Raw genomic sequence first — 18,349 nt, 5'->3', positions numbered from 1 at the left:
ACCTCCGACAGCGAGAGGCGGCCAGCAGTGCATCCACCCAAGGAAGAGACCTTCGACCTGCGCGACTACACCAACACCGACCCCAAGGGAGTGGTGCGCGCGGTCGACGTCTACACGGTGCATCCGTGGGGTCTCTACCTGGCGCGCCCCACCCCCGGCCGGGCCCAATTCCACTACCTGGAGTCCTGGCTGCTTCCCGGCCTGGGCCTGCGGGCCAGCGTCTTCCACTTCAATGCCGGACACGAGCGCGAGCAGGACTTCTACCTCGACATCGGCGAATACACCGCCGGCCCCGCGAGCTGGCACTCCCGGGACCACTATCTGGACCTGGTGGTCCGCACCGGGGCCGGAGTCGAGCTCACCGACACCGACGAGCTGATGGCCGCCGTGGGCGAGGGCCTGTTGAGCCGGCACGACGCCGAGCGGGCGGTGCTGCGGGCGGTGGCCGCGGTGGACGGCCTGGCCAGCAACGGCTACGACCTGCAGCGCTGGCTGGGCAGCCTGGGCATGCCGGTGACCTGGCGCGGAAGTTCCGAGGCCGGCAGCGCGACAGACCGATGAGATCCGGGGTTGCGGCCAGACCACGCTAAAATCCGCTGATATGAACGCCAAACTGCGAATCGGTGTCGCCGCCGCGACGATCGCGGCCCTGTTCGGGTGCGGTCAGCTGATCCCGGTACCCGCGGCAGCCGCCGACGAACTGCACAACGTGACCTACATCGCCAAAGTCGACGCCTGGTCCAGTGGCAACGTGGTCACCTTCATGCGCAACGACTACGAGACCGCCAGCGCGGACCTCGACGCGTTCGGCACCCCGTTCGAGGCCAACACCGTGATGACCGACCCCAGCAAGGCGGGGATGGTGATCCGGCTGCGCTTCCCGACCACCGCAACGGTGCACTGCGAGATCAAGGTCGACGAGATCACCACGGTCAAGAGCTCCCGCTTCATCAACACCTGGGGTAACACCAATGACCCCCACACCGGTGCGATGCTGTGCGGGGCCCTGATCAGCAGCATGGCCTGACCGGAGGACGCAGGTAGCGAACGCCGAGGGCTTACGGGCGCCATCCGGTGTCGTCGGCCCAGGCCCACGCCTGCCGGTAGGCGGTGTCGAACCAGGCTTCCTTGGCCTTGGCGTATGCCGGTATGCCGCCGTCGATCCCGGCCTGTTCGGCCTCGCGCTTGACGGCCAGGTACTCGGCGCGGGCGTCGGCGTCGGCCGACAGCCAGGCCGGAAACAACAGGGCGAACTGCTGATTGGGCCAGCCCTGCACCCGGATATGGACGTTGGTGGCTCGCCCCGGGTCGGCAGAGGCGTGAATGCGCTTGCGCCACAAGGCCGGATCCTCGGCGTGATCGAACTCGGGGACCGTGCTGCGGGCATCCGGCTTGCCGTTGTCGGCGGTGATGTCCGCCAGCCGGGGATAGCCGGCGTTCAGCAGGGATTCGGCCAGTTCATCGGCCACCGCCAGGGATTGCACCGTGACCTGCACATCGATGACGTCTCGGGCTTCCAGGGCCTCCGGCCCCCGCACCGCGGTCGAGCCGATGTGGTCGACGCGGGTCGCCCGGTGCCCGCAGGCGGTGCGCACCCGTGCCAGGATTCGTTGCGCCTGATCGGCCCAGGTGGGATCGGCCGGCATCAGCCGTGTCGGTGACGGCACGGTCGTGCGGCTGCTCAGGTTGTGCGCGAACGGCAGGATGCGCTGCTCCCACAGCTCGAGCGCCTGGGCGGCCAGGTCTTCCGGGCTGCCGGAGTTGTCCAGCCAGACGTCGGCGACGTCGCGCCGCTGGGGTTCGGTGGCCTGCGCGGCGATCCGGGCCCGCGCGTCGGCCTCGGACATCCCGCGGATCTCGGTCAGCCGGGCCAGGCGGGTCTCGACGTCGGCGTGCACCACAACAACCAGCGGGAATAGCGGGGCCATCTGCGACTCGACCAGCAGCGGGATGTCCTCGATGATCACCGCATCGCGGCCGGCGGCCTCGATCAGCTCCGCGCGGCGGTGCGCCACCAATGGGTGCACGATGCCGTTGAGCGTGGCCCGCTTGTCGTCGTCACTGAAGGCGATCGCTGCCAGCGCCGGACGATCCAGGGCGCCGTCCGGCAGCAAGATCCCCGGCCCGAAGGCCTCGACCAATTTGGCCAGGCCTTCGGTGCCGGGTTCAACGACCTCACGGGCGATGACGTCACCGTCGACGATGACGCCACCGCACCGGCTGAAGGTAGCCGACACTGTCGACTTCCCGGCGCCGATACCGCCGGTCAGACCGATACGCAGCATCTGCGCCCCTTCGGTTGGGCGCGCGCTATGCGCTGTTGCCGGCGAGCTTCTCCCGCAGCGCGGCGAGCTGCTCGTCGCTGGCCAGCGAACCGCCGGCCGGAGCCTCGTCGCGGTGCGAGCCGTTAGCGCCCGAGCGGGACTCGGCGTGCTCGGCAGCGGCGAACTTCTCCATCTGCGCGGTGTGCATCTTGTGCCGGCGCTCGGCCTCGGCGTAGCGGGCCTCCCACTCGGTGCGCTGCTTGTCGAAACCGTCGATCCACTCGTTGGTCTCGGCGTCGAAGCCCTCGGGGAAGATGTAGTTGCCCTGCTCGTCGTAGCTGTCGGCCATGCCGTACTTCGAGGGGTCGAACTCCTCGCTGTAGTCCTCGTTGGCCTGCTTGAGGCTCAGCGAGATCCGGCGGCGGTCCAGGTCGATGTCGATGACCTTGACCATGGCGTCGTCGCCGACGGCGACCACCTGGTCCGGCACCTCGACGTGGTGCTCAGCCAGCTCGGAGATGTGCACCAAGCCCTCGATGCCCTCCTCGACGCGGACGAACGCACCGAACGGCACCAACTTGGTGACCTTGCCCGGGACGATCTGACCGATCGCGTGGGTGCGGGCGAAGTGACGCCACGGGTCTTCCTGAGTGGCCTTGAGCGACAGCGAAACCCGCTCGCGGTCCATGTCGACGTCGAGCACCTCGACGGTGACCTCGTCGCCCACCTGAACGACCTCGGACGGGTGGTCGATGTGCTTCCAGGACAGCTCGGAGACGTGCACCAGGCCGTCCACGCCGCCCAGGTCGACGAAGGCGCCGAAGTTGACGATCGAGGACACGACGCCCTTGCGGACGGCGCCCTTCTGCAGCTGGTTGAGGAACTCGCTGCGCACCTCGGACTGGGTCTGCTCCAGCCAGGCGCGACGCGACAGCACCACGTTGTTGCGGTTCTTGTCCAGCTCGATGATCTTGGCTTCGATCTCTTTGCCGATGTAGGGCTGCAGGTCGCGGACCCGGCGCATCTCCACCAGCGAGGCCGGCAGGAAGCCGCGCAGGCCGATGTCGAGGATCAGGCCGCCCTTGACGACCTCGATGACGGTGCCCTTGACGGCCTCGTCCTTCTCCTTGAGCTCCTCGATGGTGCCCCAGGCGCGCTCGTACTGGGCGCGCTTCTTGGACAGGATCAGGCGGCCTTCTTTGTCCTCTTTGGTAAGGACCAGGGCCTCGATCTCATCACCGACGGACACCACCTCGTGGGGGTCGACGTCGTGCTTGATGGACAGTTCGCGGGAGGGGATGACCCCTTCGGTCTTGTAACCGATGTCGAGCAGGACCTCGTCCCGGTCAACCTTGACGATGGTCCCTTCGACGATGTCGCCATCGTTGAAGTACTTGATCGTTTTGTCGATGGCGGCGAGAAAGTCCTCGGCCGAGCCGATGTCGTTGACGGCTACTTGCGGCGAGGTGACGGTGGGACTTGGCATGTGTGGGGTTGCTCCGGACATTGTGGCGTAGTAGGGACGGGTGTTGTCACGCATGCTGGGCATGCGGTGGCCACGATCTTGGTCTAGAACTGGTCGAGGCCTACCTGTTGAGGCTACTCGACGCGTTGCACGCTGGACAAACCGGTGGCTACGCTCCGTCGCTATGCCTCAGATGCGGAACCGGCGGAAGGTCGGAGCGCCGCTCATCGTCCTCGTCCTGCTCACCATCCTGACGATCTTCCTGTTGCTGCTGTTCACTGCCGCAAACCCGGGCGGGACTCTGACCGCTCTGGTGCTGTCGAGCATGTCGATGCTGGCGGTGCTGTTGTGCTACCGGTGGCTGGACCGCTGGGAGCCTGAGCCGCGCCGCCTGCTGCAGCTGGCGTTCTTGTGGGGTGCCTCGGTCGCGGTGGTGCTCGCCGTGGGCCTGGAGACCTTCGGATCTTCGGTGGCGACGGTTCGGCCGCTGGTGTCGAAGACCTTCGACATGGCCGCCATCCAGGCACCGTTCATCGAGGAGGCGGCTAAGGGACTGTTCCTGCTGATCATGCTGACCGGGCGCCGCCGTCTGGCGCTGAACTCGATGACCGACTGCATGGTCTACGCCGGTGTCACCGCGGTGGGTTTCGCCTGGATGGAGGACATCGTCTACATCGCGCCGGCCGACTCCCCCGCCCAGCTGGCCGCGGTGGCCATCGCCCGGCTGATCTTCGGCCCGTTCGCGCACCCGCTGTTCACCACCATGACCGGGATCGGGGTGTTCTTCGCGCTGCGCCGGCACGGCTTCTGGCCGAAAGCCATCCTGATCCTGCTCGGCTACCTGGCGGCGGTGACCATGCACGCCTCGTGGAACGCCTCGCTGGCAATGGGCGGCGGGCAGCTGTTCCTGGCGACCTACGTGTTCTGGCTGGCTCCGGTGTTCCTGTTGATGGTGCTGCTGGGCATGTTGAGCCGCCGCCACGAACAGCACCTGGTGGCCAGCAAGCTGCCCGGCATGGTGGCAAGTGGGCTGATCAGCCCCAACGAGGCGACGTGGCTGGGATCGATCCGCCACCGCAGGAGGGCGATCCGCGAGGCCACCCGCATCGGCGGTCGGCCCGCCGGCCGGGCCGTCAAGCGCTTCGCAACCCAGGTGGTCCAGCTGGCGTTCATCCGCGACCGCATCGACCGTGGCTTCGGCGACCCCCAGGTTTTCGCGGCCCAGTACGAGGACGCCTACGGAGTGATGGCCGCCCGAGCCGCCGCCCCGGTGCTCTACACCATGGCCGGTTACCGGTCGCCGGTTCTGGTTCGGCGCTGACAGACCCGAGCGGCAGGGCTCCGCTTTAACGCGCGCTTTTAAAAGGGCGGCGGGTCGTCGTCGGGGTCCGGTGGCGAGACCCCGGTACCGGGGATCCGATCCACGCGCCGCCGGGCTTGCCGGGCCTTGCGGTTGTGACTGCGTTCGGCGGCAATGCGGGCGGCGCGGTGCTGGGCGCGGGTGCGCCGGCGCCGCGGCATCAGTGCGGTGCGCTCGCCACGGGCCGTATCCGGTGCCTGCCGTAGCGGCGCCAGCTCCCCCGTCGGTGCGCACAGCTGCGGGAACACCAGGGCGCCGCCCGGGGTGGTGACGTAGGTCTGTCCCGACGGCGAGGTCAGGATCAGCGTCCCGTCCGGCAGCTGCTTGTCTCGCCAGCCCCAGAACGTCTTGACGAGATGATGCATGCTGATTGCTAAAGTACGTTTCTCTGAGCTGCGGAAACTCTGCTTGTCGTCGCAGTATGAGCCCAATTCTCTGTAGATCAGCCTCGCCGTTTGCGTTCGATGTACTCGCGTGACTGCTGACGTTCGACGTCGCTCGCACGGTCGGTCGGTGCGTCGTCGCGGCCGCCGTTGCGGTAGGTGTCGCCACGCAGTATCGCGTCGCGTGCGCGTTGCATCTGCTGCTCTGCACGTCGTATCGCTGCTGCGTCGAGATCGTGCTTTGTGATGGTGACGTCGGGTTTGCGCCGGTCACGTCTGCTTCGCTTCGAGGAACGTGCCACGCATTGATTGAACCAGCGTCGGGCTGACGTCGTTGAGCAACGACACACGCGCGCTGCGCTGCGCCCGGTGCGACACTAGCCGTCGTGCGTGCCGTTGACGCTGTCGAGCGTGTTGCTGTCGAGATCTTCCGGCAGTGTGAGCGCAGTCAGCAGCCAGTCACGATGAGTGTGATCGAGCGTGTGATCGAGCAGCTGCGAACGCATCAGGGCGCGTGTGCGTGCGGTCTGTGCGGGGAGACAGTGACGAAAGCTTCTGCTCGTGCTGATCGTGTGCACTGGGTCGCGACGCGCTGGCAGCGATCTGTGTCTGCGACGCGAGCACGCGCGACACGCTGAAGACAGATTTATTGTGTGTTCGTTGTCGCTGCTGGCAGCGGGCCGAGTCCCCTACACGCCCCGCACTTCGCGACGTAACGCGATGAGCTGCTTCTCCAGCTCTGTGATTGCCCAAGCGGCCATCGGGGCCATGCTGGCCATCAGACCCAAGCTCCGCTGCGTGTCGTTGGGGTGCTTGTCGAGTTCGACGAGGAACTCCCGAAGCTGCTGACTCACCACCGCGTCGGGTGGGTAGGTCGTGGCTTTGATCTCGGCGAAGATCGGGTCCTTCGAGAGTTCAAATTCGCTCATGCTGCAAATTCTCCCACGCTCGACGTGCCGTGTGGTTCATGTTGTCGCGTCGGCGCGGCAGCGATCAGTGTTCTACGACATGAGCACGCGCTGCGCGCTGATCGGCACCGGCGCGTCAACTGTCTCATTTGAGACAGTTGCTAGATCGCGACTGACGCTGTCTTTGCTGACACCGTTGCAGCTGCGATGGCGCGTGTCGACTGCTGCGTGTTCGTTGTCGCTCACCCGCTCAGATGTAGCAGCCGTTGGCGCGCCCTGGGAGATGCGGCGAGTCGCAGCAGCGACGTCAAGCGCGTGCGGCTCGTCGCGCACCGGCTGTGATTACTGCCGTGTCAGGCGCGCTGTGAGCGATCAGAACGCGTGCGCGCGATGGATACACACGCCGTTGCGGTTCTGTGCGCTTCGCGATGCTGCGCGGCGGCGACTGGGAAGTCGGCCTGCGGATCGCCCGCAACGTCGCGGTCGACAACGGGAACAGTGCCAGTAGTAACCCTGTCAGATCTGACAGGGTGTCACTGAAACGATTCGCCCACGATGTGGGATTCAAGAGTCACAACACGGTCGCGACGTTCAGCTGGCGGCGAATGGGTCGTCGTCATCGTCGCGCACTGTGATCGTGCCGAGCCCGCGCTCGCTCACCGGCGTCAACCCGAGCTGATTTGCTGTCTTCATGAGTTGCGCAGCTGCTTCTGTCGCTGTCGTCACTGACGGGTGCTTCGCGACGCGACCGCTGTCGGGGTTTGTTTTCGTGAGTCCGTCAGCGTGGTAGTGCTTTACAGCTGCGACGAGTCTGCTCCATGCTTCGCAGTGTGCGACGAGCACAGCACGATCACTGTTCTTCAGCAGATTGAGCGGCGCGAGATCGTCGATGACGCGTTGCCATTCGTCGCGTCCTTCGTCATCGAGCCAGTCGGGTGGCTCGGGTGCGACACGTTCGAACGACGGCGGTGTCGGTACAACGTATCCGGCGGAGTCTTTGCCGTTGCCGCGGCCGTGCAGAAGTCGGATCTTCGGCGGCAGTGGTGCAGGCACAGCGTGCTCCTCTCAGTTCGCGAAGTGTCTAACGCGTTAGACACTTGTGGTGGCGGGCGCGGCGGGCGCTCAGGATTCATCTGTCGCCGCGCGCCGCACCCGGCCCCCTTGCTGCGCGATGTCACTCTGCATCGCGCAGCAAGGCTCATGTTGTCAGATCCGCGATGACGACACCGAGCGGCGAGTAGATCGACGCTGACGCTCTCATCTCGCACCGGGCCCTGACGGTGTTGGTCGCGAAATCTGTGCCCGATGTTTCGCTGTACTGAAGCGATACGCCGTACGTGTCGAGATCGAGCGCGCAACTGTCTTTCGCGATTGCGTGTGAAACACCCACAGCCTGAGCAACACTCGTTACGACTGGAACCCCAAACAGGCGACGCGACGCAGGGTCGTACGGAAGTGACAGATGCTCGACGGCAGCAGTTGACGACAACGCAAGCTCGACGCTCTCCCAGTCTGTCGGGTGTAGCAGCAGGAATCCTGCTTCGTAGCCGGTGAGTTCGAGCTTTGTGAGCGACTTCCGCAAGGTCTGCAACACGCTCACGCTGTACGCGCATGTTTGAGCACCGCTGGTGGCGTTGATTATTGCAAGCGCGACAGCTTCCAGGGCGGTCTCAAGACCGAACGTTAATTCTGTTGAAAGCCAGTCCTTTACCGATGGGTTGTCGATCAGCCAGTACCGCGGAATTCCCTGAGACAAGTGAGCGATGATCTTCAGCGAATCCTCGACGCGAACAAGTGAATGCACACTCTCGGGCTTGGTCGCCCCCTCGGCGACGACACTTGCGTTGTTTTGGCGTTGATTCGCTTGAAGATAACTGAACTCGGGTGTGCTGTGCTGCTTGATCGGAAGCACGCTAACGAGTGAGTTCGCTGGTTTTCCGAGCGCGATCGGCGACGGCTCGAATTCTTGTCCGACTGTCGCGGCTCCGCTGGGTGCCAACGCTTTTGCGCCGCCGACTGGCAGGATCTTGTCTGCGAGTGCTTGCGCCATCTTCTTGCCGAACACGACGCGTTGCCCTTCACCTGGGGCACCCGGATTCGACGAGTTGATCGGCTCGCCGTCTCGGTACGTCGTCGTGCTTGCTGCCATGCTGTCGAGCTGCGCGAGCAGCGACGCCGACTTGCGATGCGCTGCAACCGTCTGCTCGATGCGCTGAGCTTCGTCGAGATGCTTCTGAACCTGATCCGCTTCGTCGCCGGTGAGATCGCGTTCCAGCTCGGTCGCTGTTTCGACGATCGTCTTCGCGAGCACAAGCTGTTCGTCGCGGCCTTTCAGATGGCGTTCTGTGACGTCACTCGTGTTGTCGTGCATTGTGTTGTCCTTCGCTCGTGCTGCGACGCGCGCACGCGCCACCGCTGTACGGAGATGTTCAGTGACGTCATCGCCAACCGATTTGACTGCGGTGACGAGCGCTGCGGGGTTTGCGCCGCGCGCGACGATCGAGATCTCGACGAGTTCGAGATCGCGCAGCTCGTTACCCTCTGCGGTTTTGACGGCGCTGCGGATCGCGTAGCCGATCGACAGACCTGCGATGCGGCGGCCTTTCACGTTGCGATACGACGCTTGGCCGTGCTCTGTGGACATGTCGAACTTGCCGACGATCTGCAAACCTTCAGCCGTCTCGACAGCAGAGATGACGTCACCGACCCAGTTACGGGGGTCATCTGACTTGTGCATCCACAGCAGCGGGATCGGCTGCGCTGCTGCGAGCGACTTACTGAATGCGCCACGACGAACGATGTCGCCGTGCAAGTCGAGATTATCGAAAACGGATGCCAACCCGGTGAACGTGCCTGCGTCGTCGTCAACGCACTTGATCGACAGCGACACTTGCTTGTGATGCATGAAGAGTCCCCTCATCGCGGGGTGCAGGTAGCGGGAGTTATCGACGACGAGAACACTGGCCGCACGTCTGTGCTGGCGGGTCTCGTACATCAGCCTGCTAGATCTAGCAGGCTCGGATCGTTCGCGGGCTGTGCTTGCGGGACGCAAATTCGGGTCTGGCTGCACGTGCTGGCGACGCTCCTGCGATCATCGTAACGCGGTACGACGCTTGGCATCACGATTCTTGCGCTCTGGATCGCGCTGTGAGCGACGAGCCAGCACTGCGCACGTAGACGCATCGTTGAGTGTTGTTGCGCCGCTGACGACAGCGTCTGCAAGTTCGGGTAGGTAGTCGAGCACAATGCCGCACTCTTTGAGTCGCTGCGCCCACGTGCTAATGACGGATTCGTCATTAGCACCAGTCTGCACACTGCCACGCTTCCAGCGTCCGTCTTCGCGTCGCCCATCTGCTTGCAGTACGAGCGCTGTCGCCAACCAGATTCGCTATTTCTATCAGTAGAAATAGCGCCGGTGCCGCGCCGCCACCGGCCATTCTCGCGACGCTCGGGGTCATCAGCGATCAGCACCATCGCGGTTGCCATTGCGCGCGCGCCTGTCGACACGTTGCAGTGCGTGACATTGCAGTCGCGATCACGTATTCGCGTCTTCAGCGTCAGCGCGCTCAAGCTCGACCGCCAGCCAGCCAGTGCAGTACACGACAGCATCACGCGTGTGCGACGTCAGAAAAATGCCGAGACAGTCACACAGCGCGAGCAACAAACGATCGATGCTGCGTTCAGTCGTCGCTTCGACAGCAGCCGCAGTCACAGCGTCGAAATCATCTGTCAGCGCTGCGAGCACTATGCGCATCGCACGCGCACGATCACAGTGTGACGGCACAATCGACTGCTCGACGCGCACAACATCGTCACGCTGATCAAGCTCGTACGCGACCCACTGCTCGACGTACCGAACAGGCTCGCGATGCAGCTGCGTCAACGCAGTCACGAACACAGCGACAGCAGCGACGAAGAAACGATCGACATCAGCAGCGTTGCGCGCTTCAGCAGCGACGCGCACGACACCGTCGAAGTCGTGGTTGAGCATCGCGAGCACGACACGCAGCGCACGCGCACGATCACGATGCTTCGGAACGATCACAGCATCAGTCATCTGCTCAGATCCCTTCGCGGGTCGTCTTCTTTGCGATCTCAGATCGAGTGCAGCCCTGCTCTGCGAGCGCGGTGATCTCGTCAGCCTCCTTGTTGCGGCTCGGCACCGACCACGACGACTTCGACTTACGCTTCGACGGCTGTCGTGACTTCGACAGGTTCTGCTTGACCTGAGTACACGATCTGAGAGTCTTCAGGGCCGTGAAGACCTCGCGTTCAGTCGGATACTGCTCTGCGAACTGTGCGCGACAGCTTCGTTCCGTTCGCCTCTTGCCGGTAGCCTCCATCAGATCCCTTCGGGTTGTGCGAAAACACGGTTGCAGTGCTGCGCTGGAAAGCAAGCGCACCGCAGCGCGTCGCAAGAGGCGCGTACGCAGCGATTCCAGCCCCCCTACGGGGTGGCGAGTGTCATCTATCGCAGGGGCGGGTGCTGACCCCTTAGCGTCGAGCTGAGCGTGTGCCAGCGCGTGTCTGCGTTGTGTTGGCATCATGCGGTCTTCGTGTTCTGTCGTAAGCGTTTGATGCACGGTGTGCGGCGGGTGTGCTTGTCTGGGCGTTGGCACCATGCGTGGGGTGGCGCGCCGCACGCGGGGCATTCGAGGTGCATGACAGCGTCTGCGTACGCGGCGATGTTGATCTTCACGGCGTCGCTTCTTCGTGAGTGCAGCGTTTGACGATCGTGCTGTCGTCGTCGATGTTGATGAGCCCGTTGTCGTCGCAGTGCGGGCAACTGTTGATTGCGTCGCGACGTGCTCGCGATTCTGCGGCACGGCTCTGCTCGACATCGGCAGCTGTGGCAGCTGTGAGTTTTTCGGCTGCCAGTCGCAGTGCCTTGCACGCGCGGCACGGCGGCACGTCGTCGTCGTAATCGATATGCGCGTGCGCGGGGCATCGTTCGCTGGTGTTGCTGTTGCTGAGTTTCTGGGGGGAGAGATCTGTGAGCTGTCGCGGCTCGTCTGGTGACGTTCCCGGCTGGGGTGACCCCCTCTCCTTGGTGTTACTGGATTGGTATGGATTGGTGGGGGGCACGGTGGTGCACCTTGAAACGTCGTTTCGTGCACCTTGAAATGTCCTGTCGTGCACCTTGAAATCAGTTTCAAGGTGCACGCTGGTGCACTTTGAAGTTGGTGCGGGAAGCAGCGAGTAGACCGCTGCTAGGCCCAGTTTTGGGTTTGCTCGTGCGGTCTGCTCGATCAGCTTCAGCCGTCGACCGCGCTCTAGAGCGGACTTCACGACGCGCTCCCCGAACCGACACATGTCAGCCAGGTTCGCGACCCCCGGTCGGGCGTTGGTGCCTGCCGGGTAGTCGGCGAATGTTTCGAGCGCGAGCAGCACAAGTCTCTGGGTCGCCGTCAGCTCGGTGCAGCCGAGAACGTGTCGACGCCAGTCGCGGCGCTGTTCCCGGTTCACGTTGACACCCCGTCGTCACAGTGCGTGCCGCATGACTGGCCCGGCTCTTTCACACGGTGCTTGCACAGCTTCCCGTTCGATCGGGGGCGCCCGCAGCGCAGCTCGTCACCCCAGATGCGTTCGCGTATAGCGCGGGGTAGTCGCCCGAGCTTCTCGTGAGCCGGCTGCTCGTCACCGTGATCGACGTTGTCGCAGCCGACAAGATCTGCGCGTGCGAGCCACAGTGTCTGGTCGCCGTTCGCGTCGATGACGACAGCGACGATGTAGTCGGGAGCGCCGACGTCGCAGAGGCACATCGAGCGTCGCGGGTCGATCAACCGGCTGTGTTCACACTCTGACGTGTTGCACATGAGTCACTGCCGCGCCTCCAAGCGTCTGGGTGCCGACGACGACGCGCATTCGCCTGCTTTCAGTGCGGCAGCAGCGCGACGTGCACGCTCAACGCGTATCGGCTTCAGCAGTTCAGCGAGTTTTGCGCGCTGCTCGAACGTCAAAGGCGGCGCAGCGTCGACAGTGCGCTTCACCCATGCTTTCTGTTCGTCGCTGAGACGATCACTGTTGCAGGACATGGGCATTCGCTTATGGGGTCGCAGTGTCGATCGGCGTCAGCGCGGCATCGACTTCGTCGCGACGGAACCGGATGATGTGGTCGCCGAGCTTGTATGCGCGCAGGCGACCGTCGGCGATCATCGTGTACACGGTGCGCGGGGTGACGCCGACATACTCGGCGACGTCTTTGATCGACATGTCCGGTGCGCTGCCGGGTGCCGCCTTACTGCTCATTTCAGCAACGTTGCGCTCTAGTTTTTGGAATATCAAGCGCAACAACTATATTCATAACTTCGAATGGGACGCGTGACGTGACGCAATCGGTCAATCACAGGTAACAAGTAATGCTGACCTAGCTCGATGTATGCGTCGCAGCGTTTTACCTACGCGTCACGGCGCGCGTCTCATCACGCGTCACGAAAGTATTTTTTTGGCACAAACAGCCTGCGACTCGTTCGGCACAGACAGCGTGTGGACGATTGTTCAGCGCCAGTCGAAAGTCACACGATCAGGATCGAAACGTACCCCGTTCGCGCGATGCCCCTTGCCGACCGGCGCGACAGTGACCGTGCCGAGTAGCTCCATGACAGCACGCAGACGATCGGGCGACAGCTCTGCGACGTCGTCGACTGCTTCGTCAGTGCCGATACGTATGTCGTCGAGCACACGCATCGTCGTCTGATCTCGCTGCTTGTGTTCGATCGCGTCGAGCTTCGCCTGTATGCGGTCTGTCGCGCGTTTCGCTTGCGCGCCGGTGAGTAGACCGTCCGCGCGCTCGTCAGCGATCTCGTCTAAACGCGTGAGCAGCGTGTTCGTTTCGGTGCGCATCGCTTCAGCTTCTGTCGCGTCGAGCTGTTCAGCGCGCACGAGATCAATCGCGTCGGCGCGCGAAAGGCGTTGTCCGACAGCTTCGATCAGCATCGGCTCGACGTAGTCAGCGCGAACCGAGCAGCCGTGGCATGTCTTACATTGGTACACAATTCGCTTGTCGCGTGTCTGCATGCCTGAGAGATAGCCGCCGCATTTGCCGCAGCCGAGAACGCGAGTCAGCAGATGACGTTGCACTGATTTCTTTCCGGGTGCACGGCCCGGCGCGTTCAACACTGATTGTGCTGCACGCCAAGTGCTTTCGTCGACGATCGGTGCCCAGGTGCATTTCACCGGGTTGTGATCGTCGTCGAGAACGATCTCACCGTTGTAGCCGCGCAACGCTGCGTTACGGGGCTTCCGCAGAAAGTTCGACACTTGTGAGTGTGTCCACAGTCGGCGCTCGACGTCAACGATCGGCTGATTCGTCGCCGGGTCGTAGATGAGATTGCCCTTCTCGTCGCGGCGCTTCACGTGACGCTGTGTGAGCGCGCCTGCGTCGTTCCACAGTCGACAGATGTCGCTGAGCGATGCGCCCGCGATGATCGATGCGTACGCCTGAGCGACGAGCGGCGCGATGAACGGGTCAGGCTCGCGCGTGTCATCGAGATACCCGAACGCGCGCTTCCACTGCGGGCGACCTTGCGTCGCTTTCTGTTTCGCGGCGCTCAGCTGCCGGGCGCGCTTACGGTCGATCTCTTTGCGAGCGACTGCGCCCATGATGCGCGCCATGAATTGCCCATCGTCTGTCGACAAGTCGACATCGCCGGTCACTGTCGCCAGCTGCAAGCTGTGCTTGTCGGCGAGTTCCATGAAGCGTTCAAGCTCCATCGGTCGCCGATGCAGCCGGTCTAGATGCCAGCACACGACGGAGCCGACCCGGCCGTCACGGATATCGGTCAGCATCCGCTCGTACGCGGGCCTGCGCTTATTCGTCGACGCGCTCGTGTCGTTGTCGACGTATTCGATCGGCGTCCAGCCGCGTTCTTCGCACAGTCCCAGACAGTCGACGCGTTGGCGAGCAACGGCGAGGGCTTCTCCGGTGCGGTCAAGGGATTGCCGCAGGTAGACGGCAGCTTCAGTCATAACTAGAAACGTACTATAGAAATCAGATGGTGTGTGCGGCAATAACACTTCAGATTCGACGCATGGGTCGGCCCACCGTCGCCGAAAGCGATCGTGTGGTCGACGTCGCAGTCGGCCGCCGGCCGATCGCACCCCGGCCAACGACACGTCAGGTCCCGGCAACGCACAAAATCCGCGAGCGCCTTCGATGGCACGTAACCGGACTCGGCCGGAGCATCGGCAGGGTGCACCAGCGGCACCGACCGAGCCGACTTGGCCAGCTCTGCGATCAGCTCCGGCGGAAGCAGGCCGTCGGCCTCCACCAGTGATCCCGGCTCCTCACCCACACCGTCGACGGTGGCCTGCCCGGCGATCACATGAATGACGACCGGCGACGCTCCCGGACGGCCCCGCGCCGAACAGTCCGGGCGACCGCAGCGACAGCCCAGCCGGTCCGCCCGCGCCGCCAGCGCGCCCATCGCGTCGGCACGCCGCTGGCCAAGGTCGCGAGGATCGTGCTCGCACACCGTGGCGGCCAACGCATCCAGCGCCTTGTCCACAGCGCGGGCATCGGGGGTGAACAGGCTGCCGCGGATCTCCGACATACCGCCCTCGGCAAAGTCTTCGATGACGATCTCGCGTTCGGCCTGCCGCTCTCGGCGGCGCCGCACCGCATCCTTGTCGGCCTTGGCGACGATCTTGTCGATGCGCCCCGCCAGCCGGCTCAGGGTCAACGACGGCCAGCGAGCCACCTGGGCCGCGAGCTGACCGTCCACCGCCGCCAGCACGTCAGTGTCGGTGATCAGACCGGTGCGGTACACGATCGTCTGGAACAGTCGGATGTCGATATCGCCGGCCTTGAACACCTGCGCCACCTTGGGCAACTGTTCGCGCATCGCCCGCGCGTACCGCAGACGGCTCGCCGCCAGCCCCTGGCTGATCCGCAGGCCCGCGGCAATCTCGGCGGCCACCGCCGCCTCGGTGTCCACGGCCCACTGCGCGGTCTCGCCGCACTGGCTCAACCTCAGCGCGAACAACTCGCCGATTGCGGCCAGGTGCGCCGCGGCGGCCCGATTCTCCGCCCGCGCCGTGGCACAGATGTGTTCCACCAGGGCAGCCGATTCCGGCGTCTTGGCCGGATAGCGCCGCCGGAACCGCTCGTTGAGCCGGGCGATCGACTCCCCGGTGGGAACCGTCAACCCGGATTTGTCGAACATGCGTTCGATTGTAGCGACGGGGTCCGACAACAACGCTCCGCCGGCGTTCCGCGGATCAGTGCGCGGCAGCGTCCCAACTGCGCCCATAGCCGACCGCGACCTCCAGCGGCACGCTGAGCGGATAGGCGCTGCCCATCTTGTCGCGCACCAGGGCTTCCAGGGCCTCGCGTTCGCCGTCGGCCACCTCGAACAGCAACTCGTCATGCACCTGCAGCAGCATCCGCGACCGCAGGCCCGAACTCTTCAGCGCCCGGTCGACGTTGATCATCGCCACCTTGATGATGTCGGCGGCGCTGCCCTGGATCGGCGCGTTGAGCGCCGCCCGCTCCGCGGACTCCCGCACCTGGCGGTTGCTGCTGTCCAGCTCCGGCAGGTACCGGCGCCGGCCCAGCACCGTCGAGGTGTAGCCGTCCTTGCGGGCCTGCTCGACCACCTCGTGCAGGTAGTCGCGCACCCGGCCGAAGCGGTCGAAGTAGGCGTCCATCTGCTCTTTGGCCTCTTCGGTGGAGATCTTGAGCTGGGCGGCCAGCCCGTAGGCGCTCAGCCCGTACGCCAAGCCGTAGGACATCGCCTTGACCCGCCGACGCATGTCCGGGGTCACCTCGTCGATGGGCACCGAGAAGGCGCGCGACCCGACGAACGAGTGCAGGTCCTCACCGGTGTTGAACGCCTCGATGAGGCCGGCGTCCCCCGACAGGTGCGCCATGATGCGCATCTCGATCTGGCTGTAGTCGACGGTCATCAGCTCGGCGTAACCCTCGCCGACCACGAACCCGTCACGGATCTGCCGGCCGGCGTCGGTCCGGATCGGGATGTTCTGCAGGTTGGGTTCAGTGGACGACAACCGCCCGGTCGCCGCGATCGTCTGATTCAAGGTGGTGTGGATCCGGCCATCGGAGGCAACCGATTTGAGCAACCCGTCGACGGTCACCTTCAGCCGGGTGACATCGCGGTGGGTCAGCAGGTGCTCGAGGAACGGGTGGCCGGTCTTGTCGAACAACGACGCCAGCGCGTCGGCGTCGGTCGTGTAGCCCGTCTTGGTCTTCTTGGTCTTGGGCATGCCCAGCTCGTCGAAGAGCACCACCTGCAGTTGTTTGGGCGAGCCCAGGTTGATCTGCTTGCCGATCACCGCGTAGGCGGCCTCGGCGGCATCGCGAATCTGGTCACCGAACCGGCTCTGCAGCTGGCTCAGATGATCGAGGTCGACGCCGATACCGGCGTGCTCCAGCTCGGCCAGCACCTGCTGCAGGGGCAGCTCGATGTCGGCGAGCAGGCCGGCCGAATCGATGCGAGCCAGTTCGGTGTCGAGCGCGTCGGCCAGGTCGGTGACCGCCCGGGCCCGCAGAATAGCGGTCTGCACGGCCTGATCATCGACGCCGTCGGTGTCGTCGAGCAGCGAAAGCTGCTGCTGCTCATCGGTTTCAGCGCGCAGCTCCCGGCGCAGGTAGCGCACCGAGAGGTCATCGAGGCTGAAACTGCGCTGGCCGGGCCGCACCAGGTAGGCGGCCAGGGCGGTGTCGGCGGTGACGCCGTCCAACCTCCAGCCGCGCCCGGCCAGGTCGTGGATGGCCAGCTTGGCCTCGTGCAGCGCCTTGGGGTGGGCCGGGTCGGCCAGCCAAGCGGCCAGCGCGGCGTCGTCTTCGGCGGTCAGCGTCGCGGTGTCGATGTAGCCGCCCTCGCCGTCCGCCGAGGACAGGGCCAGGGCGGTGGCGTCGCTGTCGAAGCTGCGGTGGGTGCCGACGACGGCCAGCCCGGTGCGGCGACCGTCGGCGGCGTGCTGGGCCAGCCAGGACGCCACCGTCCCGGGTTCCAGGGCGCCACCGCGCACCTCGAAACCCTCCTCGGCCTCGGCCACCGTGCCGCCGGCGGTGGACAACGTCTCGAACAGCCGGTCGCGCAGCACCCGGAACTCGAGGTCGTCGAAGAGCTGATGGATCTGCTCGCGGTCCCAGGGCACCAGCCGCAGGGTGTCCGGGGTCTGGGCCAGCGGCACGTTGCGCACCAGGTCGGTCAGCTCACGATTGAGGATCACGCTGGAAAGGTTGGCGCGCAACGCATCTCCGACCTTGCCCTTGACGGTGTCGACGTGGTCCACCAGCCCCTGCAGGGACCCGTACTCCACGATCCACTTCGACGCCGTCTTCTCCCCCACCCCGGGGATACCCGGCAGATTGTCGCTGGGGTCGCCGCGCAGCGCCGCGAAGTCCGGGTACTGCGTCGGCGTCAAACCGTATTTCTCCACGACCGCGTCCGGGGTGAAGCGGGTCAGGTCGCTGACGCCCTTACGGGGGTAGAGCACGGTGATGTTCTCGTTGACCAGCTGCAGCGCGTCGCGGTCGCCGGTGACCACCAGCACCCGGTAGCCCTCGGCGTCGGCCTGGGTGGCCAGGGTGGCGATCAGGTCGTCGGCCTCGTAGCCGGGCTCGGACAAGCTGGTGATGCCCAGCGCGGCCAACACCTCTTTGGTGATGTCGATCTGGCCGCGGAACTCATCAGGAGTGCTCGAGCGGGTGGCCTTGTACTCCGGGAAGCGCTCGGAGCGGAAGGTCTGCCGGGAGACGTCGAACGCCGCGGCCACATGGGAGGGCGCCTCGTCGCGCAGCAGATTGATCAACATCGCGGTGAACCCGTAGACGGCGTTGGTGGTCAGTCCGCTGCGCGTCTTGAAGTTCTCCGCGGGAAGTGCGTAGAAGGCGCGGTACGCCAGCGAATTTCCGTCGAGAAGCAGCAGCGTCGGCTTGGTCTGGGTGTCTTGCGCAGCAGCGGTGGGGGCGGTCTGGGCTGGGCTCACGCAGACAACTCTAG

General features: G+C 64.8%; 16 protein-coding genes and 1 pseudogene. 3 read left to right on the top strand and 14 right to left on the bottom strand.

Translation table 11 applies throughout. The features are described from left to right. Window positions 1-27: 27 nt before the first annotated feature. Both G6N14_RS06285 and G6N14_RS06280 read left to right on the top strand, forming a co-directional pair. Entirely contained in the window at window positions 28-561 is a 534-nt protein-coding gene (locus tag G6N14_RS06285; RefSeq protein ID WP_179960810.1) for a ribonuclease FAU-1 family protein, read from the top strand. A 40-nt stretch (window positions 562-601) separates the two neighbouring features. After that, a complete protein-coding gene (locus tag G6N14_RS06280; protein ID WP_085133675.1) occupies window positions 602-1,027 on the top strand; it encodes a hypothetical protein in 426 nt (141 codons plus the stop codon). Window positions 1,028-1,058: 31 nt separating this feature from the next. Here G6N14_RS06280 and coaE read toward each other — a convergent pair whose 3' ends face one another. Both coaE and rpsA read right to left on the bottom strand, forming a co-directional pair. Continuing rightward, the gene (coaE, locus tag G6N14_RS06275; protein ID WP_085133673.1) at window positions 1,059-2,285 is read right to left on the bottom strand and encodes a dephospho-CoA kinase; all 1,227 of its coding nucleotides are present in this window, start codon (window positions 2,283-2,285) and stop codon (window positions 1,059-1,061) included. 25 nt (window positions 2,286-2,310) lie between these two features. Next, complete coding sequence (gene rpsA / locus G6N14_RS06270; protein ID WP_085133671.1) at window positions 2,311-3,750, bottom strand: 30S ribosomal protein S1; 1,440 nt, start codon at window positions 3,748-3,750, stop codon at window positions 2,311-2,313. Between the two features lie 163 nt (window positions 3,751-3,913). Between rpsA and G6N14_RS06265 the strand changes: the two genes are divergently transcribed. Next, window positions 3,914-5,050: a PrsW family intramembrane metalloprotease gene (locus G6N14_RS06265; RefSeq protein ID WP_407663082.1), complete on the top strand. Its 1,137-nt coding sequence runs from the start codon at window positions 3,914-3,916 to the stop codon at window positions 5,048-5,050. Window positions 5,051-5,088: 38 nt separating this feature from the next. Here the strand turns inward: G6N14_RS06265 and G6N14_RS06260 are convergent. From G6N14_RS06260 to polA, 12 genes and pseudogenes are all read right to left on the bottom strand, one after another. Then, window positions 5,089-5,451 (bottom strand): annotated as a pseudogene (locus G6N14_RS06260) (hypothetical protein); the annotation flags it as partial. A gap of 80 nt (window positions 5,452-5,531) precedes the next feature. After that, a complete protein-coding gene (locus tag G6N14_RS06255) occupies window positions 5,532-5,774 on the bottom strand; it encodes a hypothetical protein (protein WP_133054877.1) in 243 nt (80 codons plus the stop codon). A 75-nt stretch (window positions 5,775-5,849) separates the two neighbouring features. Then, window positions 5,850-5,978: a hypothetical protein gene (locus G6N14_RS21195; protein ID WP_264079939.1), complete on the bottom strand. Its 129-nt coding sequence runs from the start codon at window positions 5,976-5,978 to the stop codon at window positions 5,850-5,852. Window positions 5,979-6,161: 183 nt separating this feature from the next. Then, window positions 6,162-6,401, bottom strand: a complete 240-nt coding sequence (locus tag G6N14_RS06250) for a hypothetical protein (protein WP_085133665.1) — start codon at window positions 6,399-6,401, stop codon at window positions 6,162-6,164. 570 nt (window positions 6,402-6,971) lie between these two features. Then, complete coding sequence (locus tag G6N14_RS06245; RefSeq protein WP_085133663.1) at window positions 6,972-7,433, bottom strand: phage terminase small subunit P27 family; 462 nt, start codon at window positions 7,431-7,433, stop codon at window positions 6,972-6,974. Between the two features lie 145 nt (window positions 7,434-7,578). Beyond that, window positions 7,579-9,375, bottom strand: a complete 1,797-nt coding sequence (locus G6N14_RS06240) for an HK97 family phage prohead protease (RefSeq protein WP_085133661.1) — start codon at window positions 9,373-9,375, stop codon at window positions 7,579-7,581. Window positions 9,376-9,915: 540 nt separating this feature from the next. Then, window positions 9,916-10,437 carry a hypothetical protein gene (locus G6N14_RS06235; protein ID WP_133054876.1) on the bottom strand — a complete coding sequence of 174 codons (522 nt, stop codon included), beginning with the start codon at window positions 10,435-10,437 and terminating at the stop codon, window positions 9,916-9,918. A 638-nt stretch (window positions 10,438-11,075) separates the two neighbouring features. After that, window positions 11,076-11,846, bottom strand: coding sequence for a helix-turn-helix domain-containing protein (locus G6N14_RS06230; protein ID WP_133054875.1), 771 nt, complete (start codon window positions 11,844-11,846; stop codon window positions 11,076-11,078). A gap of 579 nt (window positions 11,847-12,425) precedes the next feature. Next, complete coding sequence (locus G6N14_RS06225) at window positions 12,426-12,629, bottom strand: helix-turn-helix domain-containing protein (RefSeq protein ID WP_085133653.1); 204 nt, start codon at window positions 12,627-12,629, stop codon at window positions 12,426-12,428. 249 nt (window positions 12,630-12,878) lie between these two features. Further along, entirely contained in the window at window positions 12,879-14,348 is a 1,470-nt protein-coding gene (locus tag G6N14_RS06220; RefSeq protein ID WP_085133651.1) for a recombinase family protein, read from the bottom strand. A 2-nt stretch (window positions 14,349-14,350) separates the two neighbouring features. Next, window positions 14,351-15,544, bottom strand: a complete 1,194-nt coding sequence (locus tag G6N14_RS06215) for an HNH endonuclease signature motif containing protein (protein ID WP_163787079.1) — start codon at window positions 15,542-15,544, stop codon at window positions 14,351-14,353. A gap of 55 nt (window positions 15,545-15,599) precedes the next feature. Further along, complete coding sequence (polA, locus tag G6N14_RS06210; protein WP_109559797.1) at window positions 15,600-18,335, bottom strand: DNA polymerase I; 2,736 nt, start codon at window positions 18,333-18,335, stop codon at window positions 15,600-15,602. Window positions 18,336-18,349: the final 14 nt, after the last annotated feature.

Origin of the sequence: Mycolicibacter hiberniae (assembly GCF_010729485.1) — a bacterium.
GTDB lineage: Bacteria > Actinomycetota > Actinomycetes > Mycobacteriales > Mycobacteriaceae > Mycobacterium > Mycobacterium hiberniae.
Note: the sequence above shows the minus strand (reverse complement) of the source record. Positions and strands in the feature narration are given on the sequence as shown.

Coding starts and splice junctions, on each gene's coding strand:
- G6N14_RS06280 (WP_085133675.1), top strand. CDS start 602: ATGAACGCCAAACTGCGAATCGGTGTCGCCGCCGCGACGATCGCGGCC.
- coaE (WP_085133673.1), bottom strand. CDS start 2,285: ATGCTGCGTATCGGTCTGACCGGCGGTATCGGCGCCGGGAAGTCGACA.
- rpsA (WP_085133671.1), bottom strand. CDS start 3,750: ATGCCAAGTCCCACCGTCACCTCGCCGCAAGTAGCCGTCAACGACATC.
- G6N14_RS06265 (WP_407663082.1), top strand. CDS start 3,914: ATGCCTCAGATGCGGAACCGGCGGAAGGTCGGAGCGCCGCTCATCGTC.
- G6N14_RS21195 (WP_264079939.1), bottom strand. CDS start 5,978: ATGCGTTCGCAGCTGCTCGATCACACGCTCGATCACACTCATCGTGAC.
- G6N14_RS06250 (WP_085133665.1), bottom strand. CDS start 6,401: ATGAGCGAATTTGAACTCTCGAAGGACCCGATCTTCGCCGAGATCAAA.
- G6N14_RS06240 (WP_085133661.1), bottom strand. CDS start 9,375: ATGTACGAGACCCGCCAGCACAGACGTGCGGCCAGTGTTCTCGTCGTC.
- G6N14_RS06235 (WP_133054876.1), bottom strand. CDS start 10,437: ATGACTGATGCTGTGATCGTTCCGAAGCATCGTGATCGTGCGCGTGCG.
- G6N14_RS06225 (WP_085133653.1), bottom strand. CDS start 12,629: ATGAGCAGTAAGGCGGCACCCGGCAGCGCACCGGACATGTCGATCAAA.
- G6N14_RS06220 (WP_085133651.1), bottom strand. CDS start 14,348: ATGACTGAAGCTGCCGTCTACCTGCGGCAATCCCTTGACCGCACCGGA.
- G6N14_RS06215 (WP_163787079.1), bottom strand. CDS start 15,544: ATGTTCGACAAATCCGGGTTGACGGTTCCCACCGGGGAGTCGATCGCC.